The organism is Chryseobacterium sp. POE27, from assembly GCF_039727685.1.
Classification (GTDB): domain Bacteria; phylum Bacteroidota; class Bacteroidia; order Flavobacteriales; family Weeksellaceae; genus Chryseobacterium.
This window is the reverse complement of record NZ_CP152475.1, coordinates 198,883-222,970: the sequence shown is the minus strand read 5'-3', so window position 1 is coordinate 222,970 and position 24,088 is coordinate 198,883. Positions and strand designations below refer to the sequence as shown.

The following is a 24,088-nucleotide window of genomic DNA, read 5'->3' as shown; positions in this document are numbered from 1 at the left end:
ATAGTATGGCTTTTCATATCAAAAAGACTGCAATATCCTTATTCATTATACTTTTCTATTTAACAGCCGCCCAAAAACCCGATTCTTTATACATTAATCAGGAAAAAGAAGAAGTAAAATATCCACAGCTTCAGATCAAAGGGCTGTTCCAGGCACGTTACCTGGTAGGAATGAGCAAAGATGTAGATGTAAATGGCCTTCACCACTCCGATCACAGCGGTACGGATAATAATTTCATGATCAAATACATGAGGGTTCAGCTGCGTGCGCAAATAAGTAAACGGACAGAAGTTGTCGTACTCGCCAACCTCGCTGATTTCAAGAATGATCCCAAATCAAGAGTACTGGAAAATGCCTATTTAAAATATACTTTTAGCCCCAAACTCGCCTTTACAGCAGGACAGTTCCGTCCATGGTTCGGGATTGAAGAGACCTACCCTATTGACATCATCAAATCGCTGGATTGGTCCAATCAATACACTGAGTTTGGAAAACTGGGCTGGACGAGCTTTCAGATCGGTCTTTCCGCCACAGGGCAGCTCAATCTTGGTGAAATTCCGTTCCAATATGCCGTTTCGGTCGTTAATGGGAATGGTAAAAATCAGGTTAATGATAATGACAATGGTAAGCAGTATTCAAGCCGGCTTGTATTCGGTTTATCGGAAAAATATCATCTGAATCTTGGCTTAAACGGCGGAGTCGGTGAAGTTTTCGGTAAAAAAATATATGCTGTAGGCGTAGATGTAAGCTCACTGGTTAATTTTGATCCAAGATGGAGTCTCGATATGCAGCTCGAAGCTAAACAGGCAACCAATCATCCCCTATACTTTGCCGCCAATCCGGAAACCAGGTCTCAGAATCCTGATGAATATCTTATCCGCGGGGCTTATTTCCTGCCAAACATAAGATATGAAGTTAATCACAGGAATTTAAGTGCCTTCGAGCTTTCATGCCGTTACGAATATTTAGATACCAATTTCAGATTAAATTCTAATCCAAGGCAAACCATTACCCCGATGTTCGGTCTTGAATTCCTGAAAAATTACGGAGCCAGAATTCAGCTGGGAATGCAGTTTGACCGCTACAAATATCAGGTAGAAAACACAACGCAGTACGACAATAATCTCTTTATTATTCAGGTTCAGAGCAGATTCTAAAACATTAAACTCAATCATCATGAAAGAAATAAATATTAAAAATGTTGCCATTACTTTTGCTGTAGCACTCATTATCTGGTTCATTCCTGCTCCGGAAGGTGTCAGCGAAAATGCATGGCATTTGTTTGCGATTTTTGCAGCTACTATTTTAGGAATTATCCTTAAAGCCGCTCCTATGGGAACAATGTGTATGATGGCAATTGGTTTTACCGCATTGACACAGGTCCTGGCTCCCGGAGACGCAGGAAAATCAATTACCAAAGCACTCTCCGGTTTCGGAGATAAAGTGATATGGCTGATCGGAATATCATTCTTTATAGCCAGAGGTTTCATTAAAACGGGATTGGGTAACCGCATCGCCTTTCTGTTCATCAGAATTTTCGGTAAAAGTTCACTGGGACTTGCTTACGGACTTGGGCTGGCCGATGTATGTCTGGCTCCTGCCATCCCAAGTAATACGGCAAGAGGGGGCGGTATCATTTATCCGATCATGAAGTCTATGGCGATCAGCTTCGACTCAGTACCCGAAAAGCCGGAAACCCACAGAAAGTTAGGTTCTTATTTAACCTTAAACAGTTATTATATGAACCTCATCTCATCTTCTATGTTCCTGACCGGAACTGCCAGCAACCCGATGTGCCAGAAATTCGCCGCCAATTTAGGAATTGATATTACCTGGATGTCATGGGCTGCCGCAGGTTTTATTCCGGGATTGGCAGCATTCTTTATCGTTCCTTTGGTTTTATATAAATTATATCCGCCGGAATTAAAAAAAACAGGCGATGCCCCGAGAATGGCCGCTGAAAAACTGAAGGAAATGGGACCTATCACCAAAAACGAATGGCTGATGCTTCTCGCCTTTTTTATATTGCTGGCACTCTGGATTTTTGGAGGAAGCCTTTCTATTGATGCTACCACAACCGCTTTCATCGGACTTACTTTACTTTTACTCACTTCTGTTCTCACTTGGGAAGATGTAAAAGCTGAAAAAGGAGCCTGGGATACGATTGTCTGGTTTGCCGTTCTGGTGATGATGGCAAGCTCACTCAATGAATTAGGATTTATCGGATGGTTCAGCAACCTGATCAAAACGGAAATTGGCGGAATGACCTGGACTGTTGCTTTTCCGGTGATTATCCTTGTCTATTTTTTCAGTCACTATATTTTTGCCAGTGCCACAGCGCACGTTGCCGCTATGTATGCCGCTTTGCTGAGCGTTGGTATCGCGGTCGGAATTCCTCCGATGCTGCTGGCAATGATGCTTGGTTTCCTGGGATCAATTTATGGAGTACTCACTCATTACGGCCACGGCCCTGCTCCGGTATTCTTCGGTAGCGGATATGTAGATCTTAAATCCTGGTGGCTTCGCGGATTAGAGATCGGAATTGTTCTTCTTATTATCTATATGGGAATTGGCGGACTCTGGATGAAAGTGTTAGGATATTATTAATAATCCGTTGTATATTTTGGTATTGGATTCGTCACTTCGATTTTTTTTCGTAACAAAGTGAAGAAAAAATGTATCGAGAACGGTATTTATCCTCAAAATCACAGACTTCTCAATATAATTTTTCAAAATCTAAGTCGAAGGAACGAAAATAAATCAAAATGCACAAAAGGTTGTGATGTGAAGTTATATTCTCGCACCTGCAAGTAATATTCTCGCGCCTGCAGATGATCAGACAGTATCTAAGCTTTACTGAGAAGATATTTTATCCTTGTCATCAGAAGGATCACAAGAGCAACCAACAATATCAAAAGATGAACAACCGATCCCAGATTCTCTGCAACCGATCCGCCGGCCTGCACAATGGAAATATACACCCTTAGAAACGGAGAAGCCGGCAGAAGATCCGAGAATACCTGAATTCCTTTTGGCAAAGACTGATAAGGCATGGAATATCCCGTCACCAGAAAGATCGGATAAGAAGAAAATACAAGAACCTGAAATGCAAAAAGTTTGCTTTTAAAGAAGCTCCCGATCAGCATTCCCAATATAATGACAGAAGCAATAAAGATCGCCGTAATAAAAGCGAGATCTACGAAATCACCCCTTACCGCTACACCGAAAATTGAAAAATTAACCACCGCAAAAAATAACCCGAAGATCATAAAAATACAGAAATACAGAACTCCTTTGCCTACAATTATTTTAGAAATGCTAAATCCTGAGATTTCATAAAGACTACGAAGTTTTTTCTCTTCCCGTTCTGATGTGAAACCCGCAGCTACCCCAATCAGAAGGGTCTGCTGAAGGATAATAGCCAGTAATCCCGGCAAAAGAAACGAACCGTACGTCATCCCTGAATTATAAAGCGGCCGGTAATCCATATTGATGGGATTGGTCATTTTCATAGATTCGTCTTCATTCATTCCCTGCTTATTAAAGTAGGTTTTCCGTACCCCCGCTCCTACGGTAAGGCAGACTTTGGTCACCGTACTCAGCAAATCACTGGAAGGCAGGAAACGCGATGCATTAAGAACAAGATTAACATTCGCCTGCTTTTGTAAAAGAATATATTTTTCCAAATCTTTCTGAATATAAAAATATCCTTCCACTTCACCTTTATACATTTTTTCCTGAGCTTCAGCAATATCTGAACTGGGAATAATATCAATCATCGGTGTTGAATTAAGCTGATCCGTCAACAACCGGGAAATTGCACTTCCATCGGCATCGATCAGGGCAAGCTTTACCTTTTCTTCGCCTTTATTAAGGTAGATACTGCCGTACATAAAAGCATACAGTACAGGTGCAATCAGCAAAATCAGAAACAGACTCGAATCTTTCGAGATATTTCTTACCTCCCTTTTCAATATGTCAACAATTTCTTTCAATGCTGAATGTTTTTTAGATATTGATTAATTTTCTTCTGAAAAACGACAACCGCAATGGGAAATGTGATACCGGTAAAGATCAGCAGTTTAACCATTTCAGGATATGCATACCTGATCGGAAGTTCCATGAAGTACAGCTTAATAAATCCGTCCAGAAAATGAGTGTATGGCATTATATCCGCATAGATCTGATCATACCACGGCATAGCCCATCTGGGAAATGTAAAACCACTGAACACAAATGCCGGAGAAGTAAAAAACAGCGCCACGTCTACTACAAAAAGAAGATTATCGGAGATAGCGGAAAGCAGCATCCCGATTCCTATACAGGCAAGAGCCAGTAAAGTGTACAGAATAAAAAAGCTGAAATCCGTTTGTGGCTTTCCCAAATCAAAAACAGGAAACACAACAAAACTGATCAGGATAAATAAAATCCACGCGATACAAAGATGAGCCAGCATTTTTCCGATAACGATCTGTGAAGATGAAGTGGAAATATCTAACAGACTTTCGATGGTATTTCTTTTAAATTCAAGATTGAGAATAAGCACAGAAGCCACAATCAGAGCCATCTGAAGTCCTACCGTTACCAATCCGGGCGTGAGATACATCTGGTAATTGAATTCCGGATTGTAAAGAATTGTTGTATTCAGTTTGATCGGTTGAACAAGCGTATTCGCTTTATCGGCAGGCATTCCCTGCTTTTCTGCTTTTTGAAGAACTACGGCAAGTCCACCTTTAATAATAATTTCGGCAGCACCTTTATAAATCATTTTGGCAGGAACCAGATAAGCACCATTGGTATATAAAGTAATATTCGACTGATGATTTTTCTTGGCATCCGATTCCATATTTTTAGGAAAATGAACGGCTCCGAAGATCTTTCCTTCCTTCATCAGCTTTTCAATTTCGGCATTGCTGAAAACCACGTGGGTAAAATGAATGTTCTCATTCTGCTCCATCATGTCTGTCAATGTCCGTGAAACTGAAGAACCGTCTTCATCCCAAACCGCCATCGGAAGCTCACGGGCAAACTGCTTCTGATAAATAAAGCCATAAAACAGAAAAATAATAGGCGGAATAACCAGCAGAACCACATAGAAATTCGGAATCGAAAAAATCCGTTTCCATTCGCGTACCATGATATTGCTGATTTTATTCAATGTTAAATTTTTAATTAGACAGGATAAGCTGTGCGATCATTCCTGAACGAAGTCCTTTTATTGTATTTAAATTTTCAGGCCTTACTTTGATCTGAAAAGTCCGTAGCTCGAATTCTCCGTTCTGCTTTTCGGGAACCCAGTCGGCATAACCTAATGCCGGAGCCAGTTCAGATACTTTACCTTTTACCGTTTCCGGAATACAGCCCGGAATTTTCATCATTACCAGACTTCCTTTCTCTATTTTGGTCATCTGATTCTGGCGCAAATTGAATTTCACAAAAAATGAATTGTCCTTCTGGATGGTCATCATCGGATATCCCGCATTCACCATTTCGCCTTTATTGGAAACAATAGTTGATATTCTTCCTGATACCGGCGCTTTCAGAGAAGCATTGTCTTTAATTTCCTGTGTAAGCTTTTCCGCATTCTGAGCCTGATTAAGAATAGCCTGTGCAGAGTTCTTCAACTCCTTATTACTGCCTCTTTGCAACAGCTGCACATTAAGATTGGCGGTTTCGAGTTCTTTCTGTGCCGCTTTATATTTAAAATAAATCACATCCCGCTCTTGCCCGGAAACAACCCCTTCCGAATATAAATTCTGAAACCGACTGTAGGTTTTAGACATCAGATCCATCTGCTGCTGAGCGATCTGCTGCAGATTTTTTGCCGAAGCCAATACCTCAGGCTCTACGCCACGATCTACTTTATCCAGCTGGTTGCTGGCAATTTCAACAGCTTCAGCAACCTGAGACTGAATGGTTTCAATCTCGGAAGTTTTCATTTGAGCTACCAACTGACCTTCTTTCACCTCATCCCCTTCCTTTACCGGAATATTCAGAACACGGCCGGGAAGCGATGCGGAAACATCTACAAATTCAGCATCTACCATTCCGATTACTGCATCTTTCGGCGTTTCGGCGGATTTATCTTTCAGGAGATAAACCAGCGCTGCCGCAAGTACAGCAATCGGAATAAAAACAGCCCAGTAGTTTTTTATAAAGTTTTTCATCTGTTGGTTGGTTATTCTTCGGATCACATCCGATTTATGATTGATTTATATAATATCTAAAAATTATTTACTCTAAACTATAATCACGGAATATAGTTTGTGATATTCTCAGGATTTCCTGTAATATAAAAATACGTTGCCAATGCAGTCTGATAAGCTACCAGAGAGGTGTAATACAACTTTTCAGTTTCGTATTGCAGTTGTAGTGCATCATTCACATCTTTTACGGATGAAAGGCTGTTTTCCATTCTTTTTCTAATCATTTCCGTTGTGTTATACGCCTGTTTTCTTGATGCATCAAACGTTTCGCTCTGCTCTTTAAGACTTACCAGCTTATTCTCTGCTATTTTGGTTGCAAGATTCACCGACTTTTGTTTTTGTTCTATCAAAAGATCTGCTTCTTTAACCAAAGATTCAGAAGCCAGGTTTTTGGAGCGGCGTTCCGGATCAAAAAGTGTCCATTGCAGTTCCAGCCCGATAAGCCAGGGAGGCGTAATGACGGGAAGATCTTTCCTGAAAAACTGAACATTTCCGATGGCAAAAAGATTGGGTTTTGATAAAGATCTTGTAATATCTACCCCTGTTTCAGCTTCTGCTTTTTTACTTTGAAGAAGCTTTATGTCTGCATTATTTCCAGAGGATATGAATGCTGGAATTTCGGTAGATTCATTCAGCTTTTCATTGATTTCTACCGGCTCATCAAGGGAAATTCCCATCATATCTTTCAGGATATACAAGGCATTCTCTTTTTCCATTACCAAACTCTTTAGGTTTGTTTCCCCATGAACTCTGGCAATATCCGCCCAGTTTTTCTGATAGGGAGGTATGATTTCAGCTTTCAGTAGATTGCCTGCGTAGGTTTCATTTTTCTGTAGAGATTCCAGGCTGTTTTTTTGTTTCTCAATCATTGAATTGAGATACATCACCTGAATATATTGTAAGGCAATATTGTATGCCGTAAGATCTTTTGAAGACTGAAGGTTGGCTTCACCGCTTTTCATCTGTTCTTCGGAAAGTTTGCGGGATGATTTTAATTTTCCTCCTAAATAAATCGGCTGACGCACGACAAGCCCTGCAAGAAAGTAACTCTGCTTGGTAATTTCCGGATTGTAATTCGGATACACGGCACCGATGATATCTTTTGAAGTCTGATAAATAACATCCTGTACCTGCTGAGAAAGCTGGTTTCCTGTCACCTGCTGATAAACAGTATTGGCGGAATAGACTGCCTGATTTGCCGAGCCTTCCACGATGCCGTCTTTTACCTGCTGAAGATTTACCCTTAACGGTTCACCGATGTAGTTGTATCCCGCGAGAAGATCCAGTTTGGGAAGTCCGTTATTTTGGGTAGCTTTAAAAAGCTTCTGCCTTGTTTCAAGAGACTGCTCGGCAAGCTTTACTATGGTATTATTTTGCTGCGCTTTTTCGATGCAATATTGTAAAGAAAACTGCTGACAGAATATTTTTGCTGAAAGTATCAGAAAAAGCGACAGAGTAGTTTTCTTTGTGTTCATAAGTACTTGTGTATGGTGATTATTTTTTCAGAACTCTAACAAATTTAATGAAAAAGTACCATAGTCACGTCATGACGGCCTGTTAAAAAACGGTGATTTATTCCTTTTACATGCTGTTTGTTTTTATTTTTAAATTAAAAAACCCTTCGTAAAGAAGGGCTACATTATAAAAGATTTACCATTTTATTCTCGGGAGAACTTTCTTGACTTCTCTTTCGATATTTCCTCCGGCTTTACGCAGCTCATTTCCGGTGTTGCGCAGTAATTTAACTGCTTCATGATTATATCCCGGGCCGACTGTAAAATCCTGAACTACATTGTTAAAGTTTCTCACGATATCATTGTTGGGACCAAAATGCTGGCTGATCTCTTTTCCCAGCGAATTCAGAGTCTTTACGATGGTATTGTTCTTTCCGAAACATCCACTGTCGCCGCCAACGCCATTTGTTAAGCACTTATTCAGCTCCATTGCGGTAAGTTGTCCGCCGGCACAACCTACAAAAACATAGGGCTGTCCGCCGGAAGTTGCGGCACACTGAACAGCAATCGTTGCTTCCGTATTCAGATTAAACTTATCTGCTCCGTAACACATGGCGGTATTCATAAAATTAACCTGACCAGTCTGTGCCTGCTGCTTTACACAGGAAACCAGCTTCTGCAGATCGGGATCTGAAACTTCCCCTGCCAGGCACAAAGGATACTTGCTGTAGTCGGCACCAAATTCTCTGTAACACTTGGTAAGGGTCTGGGCATATTGCTGTTCTCTGCTGCCTCCCATTACGGAGACCATACACAGCGTCTGTTCTTCAACGGTCGCGGAATTCTTAACACATTTATACACTTCATTTTCTTTTTTTCCGGTCATACTGGCGATCATACAGTCACCGAATGCGTTTTGATTGAGCTGATTATTGGATGTCAGTGACTGATTATAGCAATTAACTGCAGCCTGCTCCGAGGTCATCATCACATCGCCGAACGGCTGATCTCGGTTCACGAGATTGACAGGAATGGGTGTCACATTTCCACTGGCCGTCATAATTCCTATATTGGGATTGAACTGTGGAGGCTGATAATTTACCACCGGCGGCGCCGGTGGCTGGAAATCGTATTTTCCGATTACTCTGCTGCCTAAGGCATAATCTATTTCGATAAAGTTTCCACGGTAATCGAGGAAGTAGGCATTTCTGTAGGGATTAACAGCCGGCAGTCTCAGAAACATCATCCCGGAAGGATCACGCTGAGCAAAACCTCTGTTTCCCGGATTTCCGTCCTGAACGATCAGCCCGTTATCATATAAAGAGAAAGACTGCCCCCGCAGCTGATCGATAACCTTCCCGACATAGTTTTGTGCAGAGAAACTAACACTGGTAAAAAGGAAGAGGCAAATCCCCAGGACACATTTCATTTTTTTAATTAATGTTTTCATAATCAGTTATTTTTATAGCATAAAGTTACCTTTTTTACCTAAAAATTTTAACCGTTTTATTAAAAATACTACAAAAGTGTAATGCCTGCTGTGGTATTTCGTGATGATACCGCAAGAATATAATCTGCAGATATAAGAATATTGTTTTGACCTATTAATTTTGAACTGTTATATTTCAAAATCATTGAAACGCACTTATTTATCTTATTTCAAGTGTTTAAAATTGACTCTTTTATTTTACTTATCAAAGGTTAGACAAAGTCTCAAATAATACTAATCTATCCTGATTTTCTTTAACATATAACATCAAAAATAAGATAGCCATTAATTTTCCAATTAATCTATAAAAAGTTTGTAAAAGAAAACAATTAATCGTAATATTGCGATAAAATTATTCTATAAAATTATGGGAGCAACTAAAACAGATCACTTTACAGATGAACAAAATAAGATCGCTACGATTGCGAAAGCATTAGGACATCCCGCAAGGGTTGCTATTATTGAGTATCTCTTGAAAGTAAATACTTGTATCTGTGGTGATATTGTTAATGAATTACCACTGGCACAGGCAACGGTTTCTCAACATTTAAAGGAATTAAAGAATGCAGGCCTGATTAAAGGAAACATTGAAGGAACGGCAATTTGCTACTGTATCGATGAAAATACGTTTGGAATACTAAAAGATTATTTTTCCAATATAATTCTGACGACTACCAATCAGAAATGCTGTTAAGGCATTTTTTTTAAATACATATATCGTAATATTGCATTTAACCAATAAATAAAAAGCTTATGAAACTATCTGAAATTAAAGAAATCTTACCAACATTAGATAATGTTGAATTTCAATTAGAAAATGGAACATTTGTTCCTGAGCACTTCCATGTAACAGAAGTGGGAACTGTAACAAAACATTTCATTGACTGCGGAGGGACTATAAGAAAGGAAAGGGTTGTTAATTTTCAATTGTGGAATGCTGACGATTTTGAACATCGCTTAAAACCTTCTAAACTTTTAAATATTATAAAGTTATCAGAAGATAAATTGGGAATTGAAGATGATGAAATTGAAGTTGAGTATCAAGATACAACAATAGGCAAATTTGATTTGGAATTTAACGGGAAAAATTTTGTTCTTAAAAATAAAACAACAGCGTGTTTGGCTCAGGATGCCTGCGGAATTCCTACGGAAAAACAAAAACTCAACTTATCTGAACTTTCTAATAATCAAGCTTCTTGTTGCACTCCAAATTCCGGGTGTTGCTAAAATTCAATTAAAAAATAAACTATGTATCCTAAATTATCAGAAACAATAGAATTACTGAGAAATCAAGAAATCGGGGAAGAAAGAAAGGCTATTTTAGCACCATTAATTGATTTTATTCAAAAAAGGCTGGAAGAACAAAAAGAAGTAATCCTTAACTTTATTTGTACCCATAATTCAAGAAGAAGCCATTTATCACAGGTCTGGGCACAGGTTGCAAGTTTTCATTATGATGTACCGAATGTAACCTGCTATTCAGGAGGAACCGAAGAAACAGCGATGTTTCCTAAAGTTGCAGAGACTTTGCAGGAACAGGGACTGTTTATCAGTAAAATTTCTGATACAGAAAATCCTGTATATGCTATCAAGTATAATGAAGATAAACATCCAATTATTGGATTTTCTAAAAGATATGACAGTTCATTTAATCCTACTCGTGGGTTTGCAGCCATCATGACGTGTTCTCAGGCTGATGGCGGATGTCCTTTTATTGCAAGGGCAGATAAACGAATTCCTATTACTTTTGAAGACCCTAAAATTTCAGATGGCACATCTGAACAAACAAAGGTTTACAAGGAAAGAAGCTTGCAGATTGGTGCTGAAATGTTCTATGTCTTTTCACAGATAAAAAAATAAGAATGATTTAAACAAACGTAATGCAACCAAAATTAAAATTTCTTGACAGATTCCTCACTCTTTGGATATTCCTGGCCATGTTTTTAGGAATAGGCTTAGGATATTTCTTTCCTAAAATTTCTGAGGTTACCAATTCCTTATCAATAGGAGCTACCAATATTCCATTGGCAATTGGCTTAATCATTATGATGTACCCGCCATTAGCAAAGGTTGATTATTCATTATTGCCTAAAGTTTTTCAAGACAAAAAGGCCATTGGAATTTCTTTGTTACTGAATTGGATTATCGGTCCGGTTTTAATGTTCCTGTTAGCAATTATTTTCCTGAGAGATGAACCCAATTATATGATTGGTTTAATTCTTATTGGTTTGGCGAGATGTATTGCCATGGTACTTGTATGGAATGACTTAGCAAAAGGTAATCGTGAGTATGGAGCATTGCTGGTAGCTTTGAACAGTATATTCCAGGTATTAAGTTACAGTTTTATGGTTTGGCTTTTTATCAATGTGTTGCCTGAAAAATTAGGTTTGGCTAATTTTAATGTAAGTGTATCCATGAGAGATGTTACCGAAAGTGTTTTGATCTATTTGGGGATTCCATTTTTAGCAGGTTTTCTGAGCCGATACTTTTTAACTAAATTGAAAGGCTTGGAGTGGTACAATAGAAAGTTCATTCCTAAAATATCTCCGTTAACATTATATGCTTTACTATTTACGATTGTACTCATGTTCAGTCTGAAAGGAGATAAGATTTTAGAATTACCATTTGACGTTTTAAAAGTAGCTGTACCGCTAATAGTGTACTTCGTACTCATGTTCTTTGTAAGTTTCTTTATCAACAAATCATTTGGTATTCCTTATGATAAAAATGCTTCGATAGCTTTTACAGCAACAGGAAATAATTTTGAATTGGCAATTGCAGTAGCGATTGCAATATTTGGAATTCACTCTCAACAGGCATTTGTGGGAGTAATTGGTCCTTTAGTAGAAGTACCTGTTTTAATAGTGCTTGTTAGAATAAGCTTATGGCTAAAACGGATATATTACAAATAACTCCATCCTCTCCACTGGCTAACTTTTCAAAATAAAAATCCTGCAGAAAAATCGGCAGGATTTTATGTATATTTTGATTACATTTTAATTTCCCATGGCTTTATGGTCCGTAAAAAATCTGAAGTTTTCTTTTTTCTCAATAAGCTGCATCGGATATAATTCCGGATTGTAGGTTCCGTTCAGGATTTCATTCAAGGCATGTCTTTTGGTTTCACCGAATGCAACGGCCAGTATATTTTCAGCCTTATTAATGATCGGTGCCGTGAGTGTGATTCTGAACATTTCCTGAGGTTTCAGATAGTAGGCTTCAACCCATTTATCTTTTTCATTCAGAATTTCTTCACCCGGAAATAGTGATGCCGTGTGGCCGTCGTCTCCCATACCCAGAAGGATAAAATCAAAAACACCTTCATCTCCAAGAACGTTTCGGATCTGGGCTTCATATTCTTTTGCAAAATCTTCAGGAAGAACGTTATCCTTATACATTGGGAAAACATGACCTTTGTTGACAGGTACTTTGTCGAGCAGGGTTTCAAAAGTCATTTTCGCGTTGCTTTTGTCGTCATTTAACGGGACCCAGCGCTCATCAACCCAGAAAAAATAGATTTTGCTCCAGTCAATTCTTGTGGCATACTCATCTGCGAGTAATTTAAAAATAGCTTTAGGTGAAGAGCCTCCACTCAATGCTACGACAAACTTTCCTTTTTCCTGTATTGATTTTTCTGAAAGCTCAGCAAAAGTTTCCGCTGCTCCTTTATATAATTGATCTAAATCATCAAATACTGTGATATTCATTTTCAGTTCTTTACATTAATAGTATTCTACCACCAGCTGTGTCCCTGTCTTTCTACCAGTGCAACACTATCTTCCGGACCCCAGCTTCCTGCTTTGTAATTCGGGAATGAAGCATCTTTATTGTTTGCCCAGGCTTCCTGAATTGTTTTTACCACATCCCAGGCTTCTTCTACCTGATCAGAACGCATAAATAAGGTTAAATCACCCAAAAGAGCATCCAGCAGCAAAGTTTCATAGGCTTCCGGTGTATCTTCCTGACATACAAAATTATCAAATATCATCTCCACGGGTTTTAACGCCAATGAAAGCCCTGGTTTTTTTGCCATAAACTGCAGCCTGATATCCATCAGAGGCTGAATATTAATAATAAGACGGTTCGCTGCCAAATGATGTTGGGTATCCGAAAAAGTTGAATGCGGAAGTGGCTTAAACTGAATGGTAATGTAAGAATGCTTTTCTTTCATTTTTTTTCCGGTGCGTACATAGAAAGGAACTCCTTCCCAACGCTCATTGTCGAGATAAAATTTTACAGCCGCGAAAGTTTCAGTGTTGGAATCCGGTGCTATACCATTTTCCTGGCGATAGCCCTTTACCTCTACTCCATTCACTATATTTTTTCCATACTGTCCTCTTACTGCATAGTGATCAACTTTATCAGCAGGAATTCTGCGGATCGACTTGAGAACATCTACTTTCCTGTCTCTGATCTCACCGGATTCCAGTGATGCAGGCGGTTCCATCACCACCATGCAGAGAATCTGCAGCAAATGATTCTGAATCATATCTCTCAGTGCTCCGGTCTGCTCATAGAAGCTTCCTCTTGTCTCCACGCCAACTTCTTCTGCCACGGTAATCTGTACAGATTCTATATGTTTATGATCCCAAAGCGGTTCGAAAATAGAATTCCCAAATCTGAAAGCGAGAATATTCTGTACCGTTTCTTTCCCTAAATAATGATCGATACGGTAGATCTGCTCTTCTTCAAATGTTTCGGAGAGAAGATTATTCAGTTCAATCGCCGATTGTTTATCATGCCCGAACGGTTTTTCAATAATGATACGGTCTTTTTTAGGATCCGATGCGAGTGAGCTGCTTTTGATATGATTGGAAATTGTCGAAATAAAATTGGGACCGATGGATAGGTAGAACAATCTGTTGGCCCTTGTTCCGTAAATCTTATCGAAATCACTCAGCTTCTGTTGGAGATCCGTGTAAGATTTTTCCTCATCGAGTTGATGTCTGAAATAGGTAATATGCGCCTGAAAGCCTGCCCAGTCTTCCGAAGTAAGTTTCTTTCTAGAGAAGCTTTCAAGATTTTCTTTGACGTAGCTCTTAAAATCTTCATCGGTATTCTCTGCCCGGCCCAAAGCAAGGATATTAAACCCTTTAGGCATTCTTCCATCGATATATAAATTATAAAATGCCGGAAAAAGTTTTCTTTTTGCCAGGTCACCTGTCGCACCGAAGATGATAATGGTGGTGGGTCTCAGGGTTTTATTTTCGTTCATTCTTCTCCGAATTTATTGATTTGTACTGTTCCATGAAGTATGGAAAACACCTTCCCTGTCGATTCTCTGATAGGTATGCGCTCCAAAATAATCTCTTTGTGCCTGAATCAGATTTACCGGAAGTGATTTTGTGGTATAAGCATCAAAATATCCCAATGCTGTCTGCAATCCGAGACTTGGAATTCCGTTTAAAACGGCAAATGATGAGGTTTTTCGTAATGATTTTATTTTAGATTTTACCAGTTCGGAAATTTCTTTATTCAGTAAAATATTGGTCAGCTCAGGATTTTCCGTGTAAGCGGCATAAAATTTCTCTAAAAGTAAAGAACGGATAATACAGCCGCCTCTCCATATTTTCACCACATCTTTCAGCGGAATTTCAAACTGGTATTCCTCTGAAGCTTTGATCAGTAAAGCCAAGCCTTGTGCATAGCTGATAAGAGTTGCAAGATAAAGAGCATCTCCCACTTCACGGATAAACAATTCTTTGTCTTCAGGAGTGGTGATTTCTTTTTCTGAATATATTTCAGCAGCCTGAATTCTTTCTTCTTTATAAGCAGATAAAATTCTGGATGTCACGGCAATATCGATGGTCGGGATTGACACTCCTATTTCCATTGCCTGTTCGGACGTCCATTTTCCGGTACCTTTTGCGCCGGCCTTGTCTAAGATCTGATCCAAAAGGTCACCATCTGTCAGTGTATCTTTCTGTTTGAATATATCTCTTGTGATTTCTATCAGGAAAGAGTTCATTTCGCCGTTATTCCAGTCTCTGAATACTTCATAAAGCTCATCATTATTGAGATTTGCTCCTCTTTTAAGAAGATCGTAAGCTTCGCTGATCAGCTGCATAATGGCATACTCGATTCCGTTGTGTACCATTTTCACATAATTTCCGGCAGATCCTTTTCCCATATAAGCGGTACATGGTTCGTTATCCACTTTCGCCGCAATAGATTCCAGCATTGGTTTGAGAAGATTAAATGCTTCGGCATCTCCACCGGGCATGATACTCGGTCCTGTTCTGGCTCCTTTTTCTCCACCTGAAACACCGATTCCCATGAAATGCAGGTTTTTAGATGCCATATCGGCAATACGTCTGTTGGTATCCTGAAAATAAGAATTTCCGGCATCAATAACGATATCTCCTTTGGTCAAAAGCGGCGAAATATTGTTGAGAACAGCATCTACTGGTTTTCCGGCAGGAACCATAAGAATGATTTTCCTGGGGATTTCGAGTGATGCTACAAATTCTTCCAGTGAGCCTGTTCCTTTGATTTTCATTTCTGGGGTGGCATTGCTGTGGAGCTGATTTACTTTCTCCTCATCAAGGTCGAAACCTGCCACAGAGAATCCGTTGTCAGCGATATTGTAGAGAAGATTTCTACCCATGACACCGAGACCGATCATCCCGTAATTATATCCTTCCATTGTATTGATATTATTATAAATTCTGTTATAGAGACAATAAATTTACGCAAATGCATATGATGAAAAAAATAATGATGAAAAAAACATATTTCACATTTAAGTACAATACAAATAAAAATCTAAACAAAACATTAAAACTATTAGATTTATTCAAAACATACCACTTTTTATTATCATTTTAAATTTAAAAAGCTACTATTCTTTATTATTGACGAATTTCATTTTAAAAGAAATATTAAATATTTTCAAAATTGCTTTCATAAGATATTAATCCAAATCTTTTAGTTATTTTTGGTCTTACCACTGCTTTAAATAAAGTGATATATCTATGAAAGCTCTCAACATATCAGGAGTGATCAAACAAATTCGCTGGAAAGAGATCCTGGCTGTTGTTATTCTGCTGCTGGCTTTTGTTTTTTTCAGAAGCGAAAGGCACGAACTGACATCCATTGGTCCGCAACTCCGCAATTCCGATCCGGTATGGATAGGTGCAGGAATCTTTCTTTCTCTTGTTTATATTTTTCTTCAGGGATTAATGTATGTGACGAGCTTCAAAAGTGTCGGTATGAATATAAAAATTTCCGATGCTGTCGGCTTGTTTCTGAAACGTAATTTTTTAAGTGTATTTCTTCCTGCCGGCGGTGTAAGTTCTTTAGCTTATTTACCGAGGAATATCAGGATATTGGGGTATAAATCATCCAAAATTCATCAGGCCAGTGCCATTTATGGCTTTGTAGGGCTTCTGACAGTGCTTATTGTAGGAATACCTCTTCTTATATATGCTGTTTCCATCAATAAAAACCTGGGTAACAGCTGGAGCGGAATTTTGATATTATGTATTTTACTTCTAATTATATACGGCATTTTCGTGTCATTCAGAAAAAGAAACGGGCTTTATCGTTTCATCGAAAGAAAATTTCCGAAGATAATCAGTTCTTCTGAGGAAATTTTCAGCAGTGAGGTCGATAAAAAACATTTCTGGTACACCGTTGCCATATCCATTATTATAGAATTCTGCGGAGTCTTCCATTTATTGATTGCCATGTATGCCTTCGGTGTCCGGGATTCTTTTTCTGCGGCTGCGATCTCGTATGTCATTTCTGTTTTACTGATGATTGTTTCGCCTTTTCTGAGAGGTTTGGGAGCGGTTGAATTTTCACTCACATACATTCTTTCCAATTTTGGATATAAGCATTATGAGGGACTGGGAATTACTCTTCTTTACCGTTTTTTTGAATTCTGGCTGCCGTTATTGTTGGGGATTGCAGCATTTCTATGGAGTGGAAGGAAGCTATTTGCGAGGCTGTTACCCGTTATCATGATTTTCTTACTGGGAATTATTAATATTCTTTCGGTTATCACTCCTGCATTGGCAGATCGTTTAAGGCTTGTGAAGAATTACCTTTCATTAGATTTTATTCATCTCTCCAAAATGCTTACGCTTATTGCGGGCGTTCTGTTACTCGTTACTTCAGCAAATCTTTTCAAAGGAACCAAAAGAGCATGGTATTTTGCCGTGGCTCTTGCGATAACTTCTATTATTTTCAATGTTGCTAAAGCCCTCGATTATGAAGAAGCACTTTTTGCGCTGTTTACACTTGGCTTATTATTCTACAGTCGTAAGGAATATACTTTTAAAACAAACAGAATCTCACTTCAGCGGGGATTTGGATGGTTTATAGGTATTTTTACGGCAATTTTCATCTTTAATTATCTGGCATTTTATTTCATCAGCAAATCCCATTTCGGGATAGATTTCACCAAGCAACAGGCACTTTATTATACATTACACACTTTTCTTTTATTTAAAGATTCCGGGCTGGTACCGCATACAGGTTTTGCGAAAGACTTTCAGAAGCTTAATTATATTCTGGGAATACTTTCATGGCTGATGCTTATTTTTTCATTTTATAAAACAAATACTTATAAAAATCAGGATAATGACCAAAATCATAGTGACGCAGAAAATCTGGTTAAAGAATATGGCGTCTCCTCTTTAGATTATTTTAAACTGACCTGGGACAAACAGCTATTTTTTGCTGAAAACAGAGATGGTTTTTTATCTTACAGAACAGCCAATGGATTTGCCGTAGTATTGGAAGATCCCGTTTGTGCAGACCGTGATAAAACCAGCCTGATTCATGAATTTGAAATGCACTGTAGAAACCACAGCCTTAAAACCGCATATTACCGTGTGGGTGAAAGCAGCCTGATCTATTTTGATCCTTTCAGGAAACAGAAATTATTTATTGGCCAGGATGCGATTCTTGATGCTGAAAATTTCAGTCTGACAGGGAAGGAAAGAAAGTCACTGAGAAACGGAATCAATACCCTTCAGAAATCCGGATATTCGGCAGAAATAAAGTATGCGCCGCTGGATCAGGAAATGCTGGATCAAACAGAACGTGTTTCCAACGAATGGCTAAAGGAATTTGATAAGAAAGAAATCGTTTTTGCCGAAGGAATGTTTGACCGGGAAGTTTTAAAGAATCAGGATATGATCACAATTTCCGACCCCGAAGGGAATTGTGTTGCCTTTCTTAATATTATTCCCTATTGCGCACCGGATGAATGCAGCTATGATATGATCCGAAAAACGGAAAGTGCTCCCAATGGCAGTACCGATGCACTGATCGTAAAACTTGTAGATTATGCTAAAGCTAAAAACCTGAAATTTATCAATATGGGAATGACACCAATGGCAGGATTGACAGAACCCAACAATACTGCTGAAGAAGTGCTGAAGTTTGCTTACCAGAGAGTTGGAAGCTTTAAGCATTATCAGACCCTGAGAAACTTTAAGGAAAAATACGCAGATCTTTGGGAAAATAAATACCTGGTGTATGATAACGACCTCGATCTGCTTCAGTTGCCCGCAGTTTTAAATAAAATAATGAAACCGTGAAAAATATTTTTAAAATAACCATATGCCTGTTAATCAGTCTATTGATGAACAGTTGCCATTCTGAAAGTGATTTTAAGATCTCCCAATGGAATTCCCATTCCGACAAACCGATCATTTTTTATATCAGCGGTGATGCCGGCTTTAATACTTTCTCAAAGACCTTTGGCGAGAATCTCCATTCGTTCGGTTACGATGTTTTTGCCCTGAATACAAAAACCTATTTCTGGAATAAAAAAACACCTGAGCAAACCTCTTCAGATATTGAAAGTTATATTAATAAGCAGCTTAAAGGCCGTAAAAATCAACATGTTATACTTCTCGGATTTTCATTCGGAGCCGATGTAACTCCTTTTGTTTATAATCGTTTTTCTGATAATTTAAAAAGTAAAATTCAAAAGGTTTTCATCATCGGACCATCTAAGAGTAATGATTTTAAAATTCATCTTGAAGAGTATTTCGGGCAGGAAATCAAAGGTAGCCTGCCAGTGATTCCGGAAATTAACAAAATGGCAGAAGTCCCTGTAACGGTCGTTCTCTCCGATTTTGAATTTGCTCATTTTCCTTATCAGGAAATTACTTTGAAAAACAATTATCAGATGAAGCATATTACCGGCGATCATCATTACGGCGGAAATACAAAAATGCTGGCTGATTTTATAAATAATAATCTTAAATAATTTTTTTCTTTTGAGAAAAACCTATTTGCTGAAAACTGCGTCTAAATTGACTTGCCCGCTTGTATAAAAATTGTATTTTAGCAGGATTATTATTTAATTTTCAATCAAATAAAAAACCAAATGAAGATAGTTTCTTTGAAAATTGCCACTTCCGCAGCAGCAGTTTGTTTCAGCACATTTGCTTTTGCCCAGCAAAAATATTCTGTGAGTGGCACTGTGAAAGACATAAGAAACGGCGAATTACTGATCGGCGTTACGGTGAAAGTAGCCGAAGATCCTTCAATTTCAGTGGTTTCCAACGATTATGGTTTCTATTCTCTGTCCGTTCCCAAAGGCACTTATCATTTAATCATTTCAAATCCCGGCTTTAAAGATTTTCAGCAAAACATTACGGTTGAAGATGATGTAAAACAAGATTTACAACTAAGTTCTGAAGAAGAGAGAACTGCAAAAATTGATGAAGTGGTGATCTCCGGTGTTAAAAAGGACAAAAACCTGACCTCCGCCCAAATGGGTACGGAAACTTTAAGCATAAAGAATATCGAAAAACTGCCTGTTCTTTTTGGCGAAAAAGATATTATGAAAACCATTCAGCTTTTACCGGGAATCAAAAGCAACGGTGAAGGCAGCAGTGGATTCAGTGTGCGGGGAGGTGCTACAGATCAGAATCTTATTTTGCTTGATGAGGCAGCGGTTTATAATGCTTCTCATTTGCTTGGCTTTTTCAGTACTTTTAACAGTGACGCACTGAAAGACGCAAGCATTATTAAAGGAAATAGTCCGGCACAATACGGCGGCCGCCTTTCTTCGGTACTGGATGTCAAAATGAAAGACGGAAACAATAAAGACTACAACATCAACGGAGGAATTGGTCTTATCAGCAGCCGGCTAAGCGTTGAAGGTCCCATTCAAAAGGAAAAATCTTCATTTATCGTTTCAGGAAGAAGAACGTATGCCGATCTTTTCCTGAAGAGTACCAAAGATTTTAAAGATAACAAGCTCTATTTTTATGATTTAAATTTAAAAGCCAATTATCAGATCAATGAAAATAACAGGCTCTATTTATCGGGATATTTCGGGAGAGATGTCCTGGGACTGGGCGATACGTTTTCAACAGATTGGGGAAATACGACAGCCACCCTTCGATGGAACAGCATTATCAGCAGCAAACTGTTTTCCAATACTTCTTTGATTTACAGTAATTACAACTATAATGTAAGCTTAACCAGCAATAACAATACTTTCGGATTGTCTTCCAAGATCGAAGACTGGAATCTTAAACAGGATTTTACATGGTTTGCCGGAAATGAACATTCCGTAAAATTTGGACTTCAGTCGATTTACCATACCATTACACCAAGCAGTGCTTCAGGAACGAGTGTCAGCAGTTTTCCAAGAAATCCAAGATATTCATGGGAAAACGCTCTCTACATCAACGACGATTATAAGCTGACCGAAAAGCTAACCGTAAATTACGGATTGAGACTTTCTCTGTTCAGCGTATTAGGTGGAGATACTTTTAATACGTATGAAAATGGGAATATTACAGGTTCTGAATTTCTTGAAAAAGGTAAATTCGGAAAAACATATGTGAATCTTGAGCCGAGAATCACCGCCAACTACCGACTTAATGATTTCAGCAGCATTAAAGGAGGATATTCGAGAAATACACAGAATCTGCATTTGCTGAGCAACAGCGGAAGCGGAAATCCTACGGACCAATGGATAGGAAGCAGTTTCACGGTAAAACCGGAAATTGCAGATCAGATAAGCACAGGCTACAGCAGGAATTTCAGCAATAACAACTATGAAGTGAATGCCGAGCTGTATTACAAATCAATGCAAAACCAGATCGACTATAAAAACGGTGCGCAGATCACATTCGATACAGCCGCTGACGTAGAGAGTGAGCTTCTCTTCGGTAAAGGAAGAGCTTACGGTTTTGAAATTATTGCCAAGAAAAAAAGCGGAAAACTCACAGGATGGATTTCTTACACTTTATCTAAAACGGAAAGAAAGATCGACGGCATCAACAATAATGAGTGGTATAATGCCCGAATGGATAAAACACATGACCTCTCTATAGTAGCCACTTATCAGCTTAATCCGAAATGGTCTTTTTCAGGATTATTTCTTTACAGCACCGGTAATGCAGTGACTTTTCCAACCGGGAAATATGAGCTTAACGGCCAGACTGTATTCCAGTACAGCACGAGAAATGCAGACCGAATGCCGGCATATCACAGGATGGATCTGAATGCCACTTATGAACCAGAGAGCAATAAACATTTTAAAGGCTCATGGTCATTTGGAATTTATAATGTGTACGGTCGTGAAAATGCCTACACCATTACCTTCGAAGATAATCCTGATAAACCGGGGACAACAAGAGCAATGCAGACTTCTTTATTCCGTTGGGTTCCCAATATCACTTATAATTTTAAATTTTAATTATGAAAAATCTATTTCTCATCATATCATCAGTATTCCTATTAAACTCTTGTGAAAAAGAAATTGACCTTGACCTTGAGAATGAAAGCGGCCAGATTGTAATTGAAGGCAATGTTACTGATCAGACAGAGGCATATTTTGTGAGGATCACAAAATCTGTCGCATTTACATCAGCCAATCAATATCCTGCGGTAGAAAATGCACAGGTTATCATTAGTGATGATGCGGGACATACGGAAACATTGCAATACATAGGTAAAGGAAATTACCGTGCATCAACATTTACAGGCGAGCCGGGAAGAACTTACACCCTTAAAGTAAATGCGGAGGGAAAAGAATATACTGCACTGAGTACGATGCCCCAACCGATTTCTTTCGACGGTCTGCAACAGGATTCTTTTTCATTCGCCGGAGAAACCAGTTATACTCTTTTGCCTGTTTTTACAGATCCGCCTGCCTTGGGAAACCGTTATCTTTTCAGCTTTACCGTGAATAATAATCCAAAGAAGTTTTTTTCGGAATTTTCCGATAATGTGAACAATGGTATGCTTAATCAAAGACCTCTTCTATTACCCAATGATGACAGTGATCCGGGCGATATAAAAGTTGTACCCGGAGACAACATCAACGTAGAAATGCAGTGTATAGACCAAAATGTTTATACCTTCTACTCTGCTCTTCTACAGCTTTCTGATAATGGCGCAGGTGGTGGAATTACTCCTGCCAATCCGCCGAGCAATATCAGCAATGGTGCTTTGGGATATTTTTCTGCCCATACGGTAAGAAAGCTGTCTGCGGTTATTCAATAATTTATATAAAATTATTTTTCACCACTGTCCGGTTATAAATCCGGATCAATACTGTATTTCAATTAGTACTAAGAATATATCTTTGATTCGATCGGAAGACATATTAATTTTTTCTTCACCACCAGAAAAAGATCATCGAAATAAAAACGCAATGAAATATCATTTATCTGATTGATTACCTCCCCATCTTCGTTACTACATAAAAGTGCGAAATTTTCTCCTTCAATTCTCTTCAAATGCCAGTTTTGTATATCACAGTTCAATTTTGATTGTTCATCCACAATAAGATCCAACAGCCAATCGCAGTCTTCACCGCTAATTAAATCAAAAACACCCTGAGTAAGACTGTATCCTTCTTTAAAGCGATACAAATCCTCCGCTGATTTATACATATCGTATAATGTATTGGCTGAATTTCTTTTTTTTGCGCGTTTAATGCTCATGAAACTAGTTTTTTTAATAAGTGTTTTTTCCATTTCAGTTCTTTTTTATATTATTTATGTCTATGTCGAAGCAATGAGGTGTATCCCTTTGCTTACTGATCATTTTTACAAATTCATCATATTCGCCCGGCAACAGTAGGTAATTACCCACCTTCCAGATAATCATCTCGTTAAAGAAAAAATCCGGTGACGGGAATGATTTTTCAAAAAGGATATTGCTGTTATAATCTTTAGCTCTAAGAATATATGCTAAACCTTCTTCTCTCTTAAAAGTCCAGGATTCGAAAATATTATCTGCAGAAATTTTTGGCTGAAAACATATAATCTGTAAAAGCCAGAAACACTCTTCTTCCTTAGATATTTTGAAAACCCCTTCAGAAAGTAAATACCCTGATTCAAACTCAACAAAATCTTTCGAATGCACAAAACGACTGTAATAGTCATTCGCCGATTGCATATAATTTTTCATTTATATAATTATTCTATAATTTTGTTTTATCTTTGACAAATATAGACTAAATTCCGACCAATAAAAAATAATTATGGACAAAATTATGACCACAAAAGAAAGAATTTTACTTTTTCTTGAAAAAAAGAACATTAAAAAGGAATCTTTTTACAGAGAAACAGGCATAGCGGCGTCTAATTTCAAAGGTGTCGGCCTTAAAAGTGACTTGGGAGTAGATAAACTAGCAAAGATTTTAAAAGTATATCCTGAACTAAATGACAACTTGGTATGGCTGATTACGGGGGAAGGAAAGTTTGAAGTAGAGAATGTACAACAGAAAAAAGACCACCAGTCTGGTGATCTTTATAGTAGTGATATTAACGATAAAATTGGAGATCTGCTTGCGAACCTTTTCGCCCAGTATAATACGCAGGACAAAAGTTTAATGTTCTTGCAAAGTCAGATCAATAAAATTGAAAACAAATACAGTAAAGCGATTTCCGAACAAAATAAAATTTTAAATGAAATACTTTTAGCAACAAAATTATCTGCTAAATAAA

Annotated in this window: 21 protein-coding genes; 11 read left to right on the top strand and 10 right to left on the bottom strand. The window is 38.3% G+C overall.

The genetic code is table 11. The features are described 5' to 3' along the window. The first annotated feature begins 5 nt into the window (after window positions 1-5). Both AAHI02_RS01035 and AAHI02_RS01030 read left to right on the top strand, forming a co-directional pair. Window positions 6-1,157, top strand: a complete 1,152-nt coding sequence (locus AAHI02_RS01035; RefSeq protein ID WP_346985034.1) for a porin — start codon at window positions 6-8, stop codon at window positions 1,155-1,157. 19 nt (window positions 1,158-1,176) lie between these two features. Continuing rightward, window positions 1,177-2,607: an anion permease gene (locus tag AAHI02_RS01030; RefSeq protein WP_346985033.1), complete on the top strand. Its 1,431-nt coding sequence runs from the start codon at window positions 1,177-1,179 to the stop codon at window positions 2,605-2,607. Between the two features lie 239 nt (window positions 2,608-2,846). Here the strand turns inward: AAHI02_RS01030 and AAHI02_RS01025 are convergent, their stop codons facing one another. The 5 genes from AAHI02_RS01025 to AAHI02_RS01005 form a co-directional block, all read right to left on the bottom strand. Further along, window positions 2,847-3,995: an ABC transporter permease gene (locus AAHI02_RS01025; protein ID WP_346985032.1), complete on the bottom strand. Its 1,149-nt coding sequence runs from the start codon at window positions 3,993-3,995 to the stop codon at window positions 2,847-2,849. After that, window positions 3,992-5,158, bottom strand: coding sequence for an ABC transporter permease (locus AAHI02_RS01020; protein ID WP_346985031.1), 1,167 nt, complete (start codon window positions 5,156-5,158; stop codon window positions 3,992-3,994). Before AAHI02_RS01020 ends, AAHI02_RS01025 begins: the two co-directional genes overlap by 4 nt. A 10-nt stretch (window positions 5,159-5,168) precedes the next feature. Next, window positions 5,169-6,167: an HlyD family efflux transporter periplasmic adaptor subunit gene (locus tag AAHI02_RS01015; RefSeq protein WP_346985030.1), complete on the bottom strand. Its 999-nt coding sequence runs from the start codon at window positions 6,165-6,167 to the stop codon at window positions 5,169-5,171. An 83-nt stretch (window positions 6,168-6,250) separates the two neighbouring features. Continuing rightward, the gene (locus tag AAHI02_RS01010; RefSeq protein WP_346985029.1) at window positions 6,251-7,681 is read right to left on the bottom strand and encodes a TolC family protein; all 1,431 of its coding nucleotides are present in this window, start codon (window positions 7,679-7,681) and stop codon (window positions 6,251-6,253) included. Between the two features lie 175 nt (window positions 7,682-7,856). Beyond that, the gene (locus AAHI02_RS01005) at window positions 7,857-9,110 is read right to left on the bottom strand and encodes a hypothetical protein (RefSeq protein ID WP_346985028.1); all 1,254 of its coding nucleotides are present in this window, start codon (window positions 9,108-9,110) and stop codon (window positions 7,857-7,859) included. Window positions 9,111-9,516: 406 nt separating this feature from the next. Here AAHI02_RS01005 and AAHI02_RS01000 point away from each other — a divergent pair, with 406 nt between their 5' ends. Genes AAHI02_RS01000 through arsB form a run of 4 tightly spaced genes read left to right on the top strand, consistent with a single transcriptional unit; the run spans window position 9,517 to window position 12,061 of the window. Further along, window positions 9,517-9,843 (top strand): metalloregulator ArsR/SmtB family transcription factor, encoded by a 327-nt coding sequence (locus AAHI02_RS01000; protein WP_346985027.1) that lies wholly within the window; start codon window positions 9,517-9,519, stop codon window positions 9,841-9,843. Between the two features lie 59 nt (window positions 9,844-9,902). Next, window positions 9,903-10,376 carry a DUF6428 family protein gene (locus AAHI02_RS00995; protein ID WP_346985026.1) on the top strand — a complete coding sequence of 158 codons (474 nt, stop codon included), beginning with the start codon at window positions 9,903-9,905 and terminating at the stop codon, window positions 10,374-10,376. Window positions 10,377-10,397: 21 nt separating this feature from the next. Then, entirely contained in the window at window positions 10,398-11,009 is a 612-nt protein-coding gene (locus AAHI02_RS00990) for a protein-tyrosine-phosphatase (protein ID WP_346985025.1), read from the top strand. A gap of 20 nt (window positions 11,010-11,029) precedes the next feature. Next, complete coding sequence (gene arsB, locus AAHI02_RS00985; protein ID WP_346985024.1) at window positions 11,030-12,061, top strand: ACR3 family arsenite efflux transporter; 1,032 nt, start codon at window positions 11,030-11,032, stop codon at window positions 12,059-12,061. Between the two features lie 84 nt (window positions 12,062-12,145). Here the strand turns inward: arsB and pgl are convergent, their stop codons facing one another. From pgl to gndA, 3 genes are read right to left on the bottom strand one after another with little or no spacing between them, the layout of a single operon-like run. Beyond that, window positions 12,146-12,856 (bottom strand): 6-phosphogluconolactonase, encoded by a 711-nt coding sequence (gene pgl, locus AAHI02_RS00980; RefSeq protein ID WP_346985023.1) that lies wholly within the window; start codon window positions 12,854-12,856, stop codon window positions 12,146-12,148. A gap of 26 nt (window positions 12,857-12,882) precedes the next feature. Then, complete coding sequence (gene zwf / locus AAHI02_RS00975; RefSeq protein ID WP_346985022.1) at window positions 12,883-14,364, bottom strand: glucose-6-phosphate dehydrogenase; 1,482 nt, start codon at window positions 14,362-14,364, stop codon at window positions 12,883-12,885. Window positions 14,365-14,376: 12 nt separating this feature from the next. After that, window positions 14,377-15,795, bottom strand: a complete 1,419-nt coding sequence (gene gndA, locus AAHI02_RS00970; RefSeq protein ID WP_346985021.1) for an NADP-dependent phosphogluconate dehydrogenase — start codon at window positions 15,793-15,795, stop codon at window positions 14,377-14,379. Between the two features lie 328 nt (window positions 15,796-16,123). Here gndA and AAHI02_RS00965 point away from each other — a divergent pair, with 328 nt between their 5' ends. The 4 genes from AAHI02_RS00965 (at window position 16,124) to AAHI02_RS00950 (ending at window position 22,637) form a co-directional block, all read left to right on the top strand. Continuing rightward, window positions 16,124-18,700 (top strand): phosphatidylglycerol lysyltransferase domain-containing protein, encoded by a 2,577-nt coding sequence (locus AAHI02_RS00965; protein ID WP_346985020.1) that lies wholly within the window; start codon window positions 16,124-16,126, stop codon window positions 18,698-18,700. Window positions 18,701-18,744: 44 nt separating this feature from the next. Then, complete coding sequence (locus tag AAHI02_RS00960; RefSeq protein WP_346985019.1) at window positions 18,745-19,377, top strand: AcvB/VirJ family lysyl-phosphatidylglycerol hydrolase; 633 nt, start codon at window positions 18,745-18,747, stop codon at window positions 19,375-19,377. A gap of 120 nt (window positions 19,378-19,497) precedes the next feature. Continuing rightward, the gene (locus tag AAHI02_RS00955; protein ID WP_346985018.1) at window positions 19,498-21,828 is read left to right on the top strand and encodes a TonB-dependent receptor; all 2,331 of its coding nucleotides are present in this window, start codon (window positions 19,498-19,500) and stop codon (window positions 21,826-21,828) included. A 2-nt stretch (window positions 21,829-21,830) separates the two neighbouring features. Then, entirely contained in the window at window positions 21,831-22,637 is an 807-nt protein-coding gene (locus AAHI02_RS00950) for a DUF4249 domain-containing protein (RefSeq protein ID WP_346985017.1), read from the top strand. 68 nt (window positions 22,638-22,705) lie between these two features. Here the strand turns inward: AAHI02_RS00950 and AAHI02_RS00945 are convergent, their stop codons facing one another. After that, complete coding sequence (locus AAHI02_RS00945; protein WP_346985016.1) at window positions 22,706-23,113, bottom strand: DUF6876 family protein; 408 nt, start codon at window positions 23,111-23,113, stop codon at window positions 22,706-22,708. A gap of 1 nt (window position 23,114) precedes the next feature. Continuing rightward, window positions 23,115-23,549: a DUF6876 family protein gene (locus AAHI02_RS00940; protein WP_346985015.1), complete on the bottom strand. Its 435-nt coding sequence runs from the start codon at window positions 23,547-23,549 to the stop codon at window positions 23,115-23,117. A gap of 73 nt (window positions 23,550-23,622) precedes the next feature. Between AAHI02_RS00940 and AAHI02_RS00935 the strand changes: the two genes are divergently transcribed. Then, window positions 23,623-24,087 (top strand): hypothetical protein, encoded by a 465-nt coding sequence (locus AAHI02_RS00935; RefSeq protein WP_346985014.1) that lies wholly within the window; start codon window positions 23,623-23,625, stop codon window positions 24,085-24,087. Window position 24,088 lies beyond the last annotated feature (1 nt).

Excerpts from the sequence above, each read along its gene's own strand:
- AAHI02_RS01035 (WP_346985034.1), top strand. The coding sequence starts at position 6 with ATGGCTTTTCATATCAAAAAGACTGCAATATCCTTATTCATTATACTT.
- arsB (WP_346985024.1), top strand. The coding sequence starts at position 11,030 with ATGCAACCAAAATTAAAATTTCTTGACAGATTCCTCACTCTTTGGATA.
- AAHI02_RS01005 (WP_346985028.1), bottom strand. The coding sequence starts at position 9,110 with ATGAAAACATTAATTAAAAAAATGAAATGTGTCCTGGGGATTTGCCTC.
- AAHI02_RS00995 (WP_346985026.1), top strand. The coding sequence starts at position 9,903 with ATGAAACTATCTGAAATTAAAGAAATCTTACCAACATTAGATAATGTT.
- AAHI02_RS01000 (WP_346985027.1), top strand. The coding sequence starts at position 9,517 with ATGGGAGCAACTAAAACAGATCACTTTACAGATGAACAAAATAAGATC.
- AAHI02_RS00950 (WP_346985017.1), top strand. The coding sequence starts at position 21,831 with ATGAAAAATCTATTTCTCATCATATCATCAGTATTCCTATTAAACTCT.
- AAHI02_RS01010 (WP_346985029.1), bottom strand. The coding sequence starts at position 7,681 with ATGAACACAAAGAAAACTACTCTGTCGCTTTTTCTGATACTTTCAGCA.
- AAHI02_RS00940 (WP_346985015.1), bottom strand. The coding sequence starts at position 23,549 with ATGAAAAATTATATGCAATCGGCGAATGACTATTACAGTCGTTTTGTG.
- AAHI02_RS00945 (WP_346985016.1), bottom strand. The coding sequence starts at position 23,113 with ATGGAAAAAACACTTATTAAAAAAACTAGTTTCATGAGCATTAAACGC.
- zwf (WP_346985022.1), bottom strand. The coding sequence starts at position 14,364 with ATGAACGAAAATAAAACCCTGAGACCCACCACCATTATCATCTTCGGT.
- AAHI02_RS00955 (WP_346985018.1), top strand. The coding sequence starts at position 19,498 with ATGAAGATAGTTTCTTTGAAAATTGCCACTTCCGCAGCAGCAGTTTGT.
- AAHI02_RS00960 (WP_346985019.1), top strand. The coding sequence starts at position 18,745 with ATGAACAGTTGCCATTCTGAAAGTGATTTTAAGATCTCCCAATGGAAT.
- pgl (WP_346985023.1), bottom strand. The coding sequence starts at position 12,856 with ATGAATATCACAGTATTTGATGATTTAGATCAATTATATAAAGGAGCA.
- AAHI02_RS00990 (WP_346985025.1), top strand. The coding sequence starts at position 10,398 with ATGTATCCTAAATTATCAGAAACAATAGAATTACTGAGAAATCAAGAA.
- AAHI02_RS00965 (WP_346985020.1), top strand. The coding sequence starts at position 16,124 with ATGAAAGCTCTCAACATATCAGGAGTGATCAAACAAATTCGCTGGAAA.
- AAHI02_RS01030 (WP_346985033.1), top strand. The coding sequence starts at position 1,177 with ATGAAAGAAATAAATATTAAAAATGTTGCCATTACTTTTGCTGTAGCA.
- gndA (WP_346985021.1), bottom strand. The coding sequence starts at position 15,795 with ATGGAAGGATATAATTACGGGATGATCGGTCTCGGTGTCATGGGTAGA.
- AAHI02_RS01015 (WP_346985030.1), bottom strand. The coding sequence starts at position 6,167 with ATGAAAAACTTTATAAAAAACTACTGGGCTGTTTTTATTCCGATTGCT.
- AAHI02_RS00935 (WP_346985014.1), top strand. The coding sequence starts at position 23,623 with ATGGACAAAATTATGACCACAAAAGAAAGAATTTTACTTTTTCTTGAA.